Genomic DNA, 6,686 nt, shown 5'->3' on the forward strand with positions numbered 1-6,686 from the left:
CGGGCGGGGCGCCGCCACCGAGGTCGGCGTTGTGCTCCAGGCGCTGCACCGGGCCGGCGCCCGCAGCCTTGGCGGTCTGCACCCAGCGCCGGCCTTCCTTGCGCAGGCGCAGCGCCACGCCGGCCGCCGCCAGTGCGCCATCGGCGGTGTCGTGGTAGCGCGCCTGCAGGCGCGTCGTCCCGACGGCGCCGCGGCGCAGCGCCGCCTCCACGGCCTTCAGGCGCTCGGGCGGGATGCGGAACTTGAACTCGATTTCCATCGCAGGCGATCCGGGTGCAGGTGCCGGATGCTCGCATGCGCGGCGCTCGGGCGTGATGACACCGGGCAAGGCCGCGGCGGCGATGCGACGACAATCGCGCGCCTGCTCAACGCCTTTCGCGCCCTTCACCATGAACATCACCAAAGACACCGTCGTCACCCTGCGCTACAAGGTCTGGGACGCCGCCACCGGCCAGCTCATCGAGGCCGCGAAGGAGCCGATGGCCTACCTGCACGGCGGCTACGAGAACACGCTGCCCGGGATCGAGGCCGCGCTGGACGGCCAGGCCGCCGGCTACCAGGCCACCGTGACGCTGGCGCCGGAAGAGGCCTTCGGCGCACGCGACGAATCGCTGCTGCGCACCATCCCCAAGGCCGAGTTCCCGCCCGGCGTGAAGGTCGGCGGCCAGTTGCGCGGGCGGCTCGACGACGGGCGCGAGCACGTCTTCAACGTGGTCAAGATCAAGGGCCCGCAGGTGCTGCTGGACGGCAACCATCCCTGGGCCGGCAAGGCGCTGAAGTTCCAGCTCTCGGTGGCCGACGTGCGCGCCGCGAGCGAGGAGGAGATCGCGCACCGGCACGTGCACGGCGCCGGCGGGCACCACCACTGACGCGCCGGCCGGCGGCAGGGGTCGCGGGTTCGGCCTACGGCGGCGCGGCGCGCAGCGTTCCTAAGATGGGGCCTTCGCCCACACACGGAGAGAACCACATGAAGAACCGTACCCTGCTGATCGCCGCGCTGGCCGCCGCGCATGCCGCCGCCTTCGCGCAGCCCGGCCCGCCGCCGGGGCGGCACGGCCCGGGCGGGCCGCCGCACATGCAGGGCCACCGGCCGCCCACGGCCGGCCCGCAGCACGCGCCGATGCACCGGCCCGGCATGCGGCCGATGCCGCACCGCCCGCCGCCGCCGGTCGCCTACCCCGAGTACCGCCGCTACCACCGGGGCGACCGCCTGCCGCCCAACCTGCGCGCACGCCAGTACGTGGTGCAGGACTGGCGCGGCCACGGCCTGCGGCAGCCGCCGCGCGGCTACCAGTGGGTGCAGAACGGCTCGGACTACGTGCTGGCCGCCGTCGCCACCGGCATCATCAGCGCGGTGGTGATCCACGCGCTGACGCAGTGAGCGCAGCCCGCCGGGGCGGAGCCATCCGCATCCGGTGAACCCCCGGGCCGCCGGCCCGGGGCCTCACCCCATCCCGTCCAGCGCCGACACGCGCCCGCGCATCCAGGCCACGAAGGCGCGCAGCCGCGGCGAATAGTGGCTGGCGTAGGGATAGACCAGGGTGACGGGCAGCGCCTCGGCCTCCCACTGCGGCAGCAGCCGCACCAGCCGGCCGGCCGCGAGATCCTGCGCCACCACCCAGGCCGAGACCAGCGCGGCGCCCGCGCCGCCCAGCACCGCCCGGCGCGTCGCGTAGACGCTGTCGGTGCTCAGCCGCGGCGCGACGGCCACGGCCTGCACCCGGCCGCCGGGGCCGACGAGGCGCAGTTCGTCGCGGTAGAACAGGCTCAGCGCCACCCAGGGCAGCGCCGCCAGCGCCTGCGGCTCGGCCGGCGGCGGGCCCTCGCCCCACAGGCCGGGCGCGGCCACCACGATGCGCGAGATGCGCGCCAGCCGCACGGCGACGACGCTCGGGTCGTCCACCGCGCCCACGCGGATGGCGCAGTCGATGCCCTCGGCGATGAAGTCCGGCGGGTGGTCGTGCAGCATCCAGTCGACGCTGATCTGCGGGTGCGCCGCCAGGAAGTCCAGCAACGGCGGCATCAGCTGGTCCTGCCCGAAGGCGTGCGGCACCAGCACGCGCAGGGTGCCGCGCGGCGTGCTGCGGGCGCCGCGCGCATCGGCCTCGAAGTCCTCCCAGCGCTCCAGCAGTTCCTTGGCGTGGGCGAAGCAGCGCTCACCGTCCTCGGTGAGCTTCATCGCGTGGGTGGAGCGCTGCAGCAGGCGCAGCCCGAGCGAACGCTCCAGCGCCTGAAGCCGGCGGCTGATGGTGGGCTGGGTGGTCGCCAGCAGCCGCGCCGCGGCCGACAGGCTGCCGGCCTCGACGATGCGCACGAAGGTCTGGAGCAGTTCGAGCCGGTCGGCAGCGGGCGAAGGCACTTCTTTCATACACATCACGTATAGCTGATCTTCACCTCAGCCGTCTACGAAGCTCATTCATTCATCGGGAGAATTCATCCACCGGCAAATCAGGGGTTAACCCTGATCTATGCGCCACACGAAAGCACCCCTCCCATGTCCTCCTCCCTGACCCTTGCCTCCTCCGGCTCCCCCGTCCCGGCCGCCGCAGGCCTGCCGCGCCCGCTGGTGCTGCTGCTCGCCAGCGGCGCGGCGTTCTCGGTCGCCTCGCTGTACTACGCCCAGCCGCTGCTCGGCGTGCTGGGCGCCGACCTGCAGGCCGGCGCGAGGGCGACCGGCCTGATCCCCACCCTGACCCAGCTCGGCTACGCCGCCGGCCTGCTGCTGCTGGCGCCGCTGGGCGACCGCTTCGACCGGCGGCGCATCATCCTGTGGAAGGTGGCGGCGCTGCTCCTGGCGCTGCTGGCCAGCGCCGCCGCGCCGGGGCTCGGCACGCTGCTGGCGGCCAGCCTGGCCATCGGGGTGGCCGCGACGCTGGCGCAGGACATCGTGCCCGCCGCCGCCGCGCTGGCGCCCGAGGCGCAGCGCGGGCGGACGGTGGGCACGGTGATGACCGGCCTGCTGCTGGGCGTGCTGCTGTCGCGCGTGGCCAGCGGGCTGGTGGCGCAGCAATGGGGATGGCGCGCGATGTACCTCGCGGCGGCGGTCTCGGTGGCGCTGGTGGGCGTGGCGCTGTGGCGCGGCCTGCCGCGCTTCGCGCCGACCACGCAGGTGGGCTACGGCGCGCTGATGGCTTCGCTGCGCGACCTGTGGCGCCGCCATGCCGCCCTGCGCCGCGCCGCGTGGGCGCAGGGCCTGCTGGCGGCCGGCTTCAGCGCCTTCTGGTCGACGCTGGCGGTGATGCTGCACGACGAATTCCATCTCGGCAGCGCGGCGGCGGGCGCCTTCGGCCTGGCCGGGGCGGCAGGCGCGCTGGCCGCCCCGCTGGCCGGCCGCCTGGCCGACCGGCGCGGGCCCGGGCGGGTGACGCAAGTGGGCGCGGCGCTGACGATGGCCTCCTTCGCGCTGCTGCTGCCCGGCCCCTGGCTGCCGCCGCCGGTGCGGCTGGCGCTGCTGGCGGTGGCGGCCGTGGGCTTCGATCTCGGCATGCAGTCCACGCTGGTGGCGCACCAGACGCTGGTGTACGGGCTCGACGCGCAGGCGCGCAGCCGCCTCAACGCCCTGCTCTTCACGGGCATGTTCGTCGGCATGGCCGGCGGCGCGGCGATCGGCAGCCTGGCGCTGGCGCAGGCCGGGTGGCTGGGCGTGGTGGGCTTCGCCGTGCTCACATCCGGCGCAGCCCTGGCGATCCGGCTGGCGGCCGGCCGCCGCTGAGCCGCGGGCCGGCGCGGCGCGCGCCCGCTGCGCGCAGGCGCACGGCGCGCCGCTCGGCCAGCAGGGCCGCCCGCTTCCTGCCGAGCAGCCGGCGCACCGGCCGGTCGACCCAGACCAGCGTGGCCAGCGCGACGGCCACGCAGGCCGCGAAGGCCAGCGGCCCGGCCCCCGCCCCCAGGTCCGGCCAGGCCTTCTTCAGCACGAAGCCGGCCACCCACAGGGTCGGCATGTGGACGGCGTAGAGCGGATAGGACAGTTCGCCGAACCACCGGGCCGCCACCGCCCAGCGCCCTTCGAGCGCCAGTCCCCGGCCCAGGGCGACGAGCAGCGGGAACACGCCGACCACCGTCAGGAACAGCGCCGAGGTGCCGACCGCCGCCAGCGGCAGGGCGAACAGGCCCAGGCAGCCGGCCGCCAGCACGGCCGCCAGCGCGGGCGAGTCGATGCGCAGGACCCGCCCGCCCAGGCAGCGCGCCAACAGCACGCCGGCCGGGAAGGCGAAGGCGATGCGGCTGGCGCCGTCCAGCAGCGAGACCTCGCGGCCCGGCGCCGCCGCACCGACCGAATCGGCGGCCCACCCCAGCACGCCCGCCGCGCCGGCCAGCATGAGCAGCAGGCAGGCCAGGTTGCCGAAGCGCCGCGTCAGCACCGTGCAGTACACGACATAGGCCGCCACCTCGGACAGCAGCGACCAGTAGGGGATGTTCAGCGGGAAGGGCTCGCCCGCCAGGTGGGGGATCAGCAGCACCGTCCGGGCGTACTCGCCCAGCAGTTCGTCGAGCCCGCCGCCCTCGGCGGCCGCCTTGGCGGCGAAGCGCAGCAGGCCGAGGGTGGCGCCCACCAGGACAACCGGCCACAGCCGGATCGCGCGCCGCAGCAGGAAGTCGGCCCGCCCGCCGGGCGTCTGGATGCGCCCGTCGCAGGCGTGGGCGATGACGAAGCCGCTGAGCAGGAAGAAGAAGTCCACCGCCGTGGTGGCCATGCCGAAGGCCGCCCGGTCGTGGCCGACGAACCAGTGCAGCCAGACGACCGCGATGGCGGCGCAGCCGCGCAGGAAGTCCAGGTACAGGAAGTGGCCGTCGCCGCCGCCGGCGCGCCCTGCCCCCGAGAACACATCTTTCCCGATCACGGATCCCCCTGAGCGTTGCCGTGCCGGCCTCCGCGGGCCGGCGATCGCCCGTTTCTAGGTCTTTCGGCTTACTTCGACGTTGGGGGATGTAACGGCCGCGGCGCCGGGATGCGCGCCGCTTCCGTGGCACCGCGGGCCACAGAAGCGGCTTTCAGCGAAAGTCAGTGCTTACGATATTTAACGCAACGGCCGCCTGGCGCCGACCCGAGGCGGCTCAGCGCGCGGGCACGTCCGGCACGACGACCGCCCGCACGCGCATGGCCAGCGCTTCGCCCGGCCCGTCCTCGATGCCGCGCTGCTGGACCCGCGGGTCCACGTCGTGCCAGCCCGGCTGCGTGCCGAACAGGCCGAAGATGTCGTCGGAGGCGAACTGCGGGCGCGCCGGCGACAGGCCGTGCAGCAGCGAGTCCTCGTAGACCGCGGCGATGTCCGCCGGGGCGTAGCCCATCAACTCCAGCAGCGTCGGCGCGATGGCGAAGTGCGACGCGCGGCCGGCGGACTGCGCCGCCACCTCGGCGAAGCGCCGGCGCAGGCCCTCGTCGCCCGCCGCCACCATCAGCGGCACGATGCCCTCCTGCGGATCGACGTTGGTGTGCGAGCTGCAGTGCGTCAGGCGGCCGGGGCTGAAGTGCTGGCCGTGGTCGGAGGTGTAGACCATCGCCAGGCCGTCCCAGGGCGCCTCGCGCACCAGCCGCGCCATGGTGCGGTCCGTCGACCAGCGCACCGCCCGGGCGTAGGCCGCCAGCGTGGCCGGATCGTCGCCCACCAGCGCGCCGGCCACGCGCACGTTGCGCTCTTGGCCGCCGGGCGCGCCCTTCTCGTAGGGGAAGTGGGCGCCGTTCTTGTTGGCGTAGATGAAGACGCGGTCGCCCTGCGCGAGTTCGTCGAGCACGATGCGCACCAGCTCGTCGTCGAGCAGGTGGGTCGGGATGCCGGTGCCGAGCTTGTGCAGGCGGTCGATCGAGGCCGCCTCGGCCGGCGTCATGTGGTTCTGCAGCCTGCCGTAGCTGTGGATGAAGCCGGCCTGCGCGTCGATGTAGACGGTGCGGAAGCCCGCGGCCTTGGCGTACTGCCAGACGGTCGGGCTGGTGACGACGCTGCGCACCAGGTCGCGGCGCTGCGCCATGAAGCGCAGCAGCGCGTTCGAGATGTTGGAGCAGTTGCCGGCCGACACCGCCGGGCCGAAGTCGACCCAGCGGTCCCGCTGCGAGGCCATCTCGGGCGTGAACGGGTTGCCCGGCGCCAGGCTCACCGCGTCCGCGCGCACGCTCTCGTCCACCATCACGACCAGGGCCCGCACCGGCGGCGCGCCCGGCGCCATGCGCACCGGCTCGCGCTCGGCGAAGGTGCCGGCGTGCAGCTTGTAGGCCGCCAGCGCCGCCAGGGAGACGGGCGCGAACTGCCTGGGCATCGCGTCCGAGCCCTTGCCCTGCCGGTGCAGCACCACCAGCGCGATCAGCACGATGGGCAGCGCCGGCGCCAGCCCGAACAGCCACCGCAGCGGGCCACGCAGCCGCCCGCCCGCGCCCGGCGGCATGGCGAAGGCGGCCAGGCTCAGGCACAGCACGGCCAGGGTCGGTGGCACCGCGGCCGAGAAATACGCCAGCGCGCGGCCGGCCTCGTGCCGGGCGGCCCACAGGTTCAGCACGTCGAAGATGAAGAACTCGGACTGCTGGACGGCGTGGTAGCCGAAGGCCGCCGCGCCCGCCAGGCTGAGCGGCACGGCCCACGCCAGGCGCACCGTCCAGGCCGGATGGAAGGCCGCCGCCAGCACGGCGGCCAGCGCGCACAGCCAGATCGCGCAGAACACCACCAGCGTCACCAGCCGGCGGTCGGCGACGAGCA

7 protein-coding genes are annotated in these 6,686 nt (G+C 74.7%); 3 read left to right on the top strand and 4 right to left on the bottom strand.

Annotated features, from left to right (window positions below; genetic code table 11):
- On the bottom strand, window positions 1-259 hold a 259-nt coding region (locus ACIY1X_RS23320), incomplete at its 3' end, for a CYTH domain-containing protein (protein ID WP_399685245.1).
- A 130-nt stretch (window positions 260-389) separates the two neighbouring features.
- Between ACIY1X_RS23320 and ACIY1X_RS23325 the strand changes: the two genes are divergently transcribed.
- Together ACIY1X_RS23325 and ACIY1X_RS23330 are read left to right on the top strand one after the other, a co-directional pair.
- Complete coding sequence (locus ACIY1X_RS23325) at window positions 390-869, top strand: peptidylprolyl isomerase (RefSeq protein ID WP_399685248.1); 480 nt, start codon at window positions 390-392, stop codon at window positions 867-869.
- Window positions 870-967: 98 nt separating this feature from the next.
- Window positions 968-1,381, top strand: a complete 414-nt coding sequence (locus ACIY1X_RS23330; protein ID WP_399685251.1) for an RcnB family protein — start codon at window positions 968-970, stop codon at window positions 1,379-1,381.
- Between the two features lie 63 nt (window positions 1,382-1,444).
- Here ACIY1X_RS23330 and ACIY1X_RS23335 read toward each other — a convergent pair whose 3' ends face one another.
- Window positions 1,445-2,374: a LysR family transcriptional regulator gene (locus tag ACIY1X_RS23335; protein ID WP_399685254.1), complete on the bottom strand. Its 930-nt coding sequence runs from the start codon at window positions 2,372-2,374 to the stop codon at window positions 1,445-1,447.
- A 120-nt stretch (window positions 2,375-2,494) separates the two neighbouring features.
- Here ACIY1X_RS23335 and ACIY1X_RS23340 point away from each other — a divergent pair, with 120 nt between their 5' ends.
- The gene (locus ACIY1X_RS23340) at window positions 2,495-3,712 is read left to right on the top strand and encodes an MFS transporter (protein ID WP_399685257.1); all 1,218 of its coding nucleotides are present in this window, start codon (window positions 2,495-2,497) and stop codon (window positions 3,710-3,712) included.
- Here ACIY1X_RS23340 and ACIY1X_RS23345 read toward each other — a convergent pair.
- Both ACIY1X_RS23345 and ACIY1X_RS23350 read right to left on the bottom strand, forming a co-directional pair.
- The gene (locus ACIY1X_RS23345) at window positions 3,663-4,841 is read right to left on the bottom strand and encodes an acyltransferase family protein (RefSeq protein WP_399685260.1); all 1,179 of its coding nucleotides are present in this window, start codon (window positions 4,839-4,841) and stop codon (window positions 3,663-3,665) included. The genes ACIY1X_RS23340 and ACIY1X_RS23345 overlap by 50 nt on opposite strands.
- Before the next feature lie 214 nt (window positions 4,842-5,055).
- On the bottom strand, window positions 5,056-6,686 hold a 1,631-nt coding region (locus ACIY1X_RS23350; RefSeq protein ID WP_399685263.1), incomplete at its 5' end, for a sulfatase-like hydrolase/transferase.

The sequence above is a fragment of the Xenophilus sp. genome (assembly GCF_044462705.1).
GTDB lineage: Bacteria > Pseudomonadota > Gammaproteobacteria > Burkholderiales > Burkholderiaceae_C > Xenophilus > Xenophilus azovorans.

Excerpts from the sequence above, each read along its gene's own strand:
- ACIY1X_RS23330 (WP_399685251.1), top strand. The coding sequence starts at position 968 with ATGAAGAACCGTACCCTGCTGATCGCCGCGCTGGCCGCCGCGCATGCC.
- ACIY1X_RS23325 (WP_399685248.1), top strand. The coding sequence starts at position 390 with ATGAACATCACCAAAGACACCGTCGTCACCCTGCGCTACAAGGTCTGG.
- ACIY1X_RS23335 (WP_399685254.1), bottom strand. The coding sequence starts at position 2,374 with ATGTGTATGAAAGAAGTGCCTTCGCCCGCTGCCGACCGGCTCGAACTG.
- ACIY1X_RS23340 (WP_399685257.1), top strand. The coding sequence starts at position 2,495 with ATGTCCTCCTCCCTGACCCTTGCCTCCTCCGGCTCCCCCGTCCCGGCC.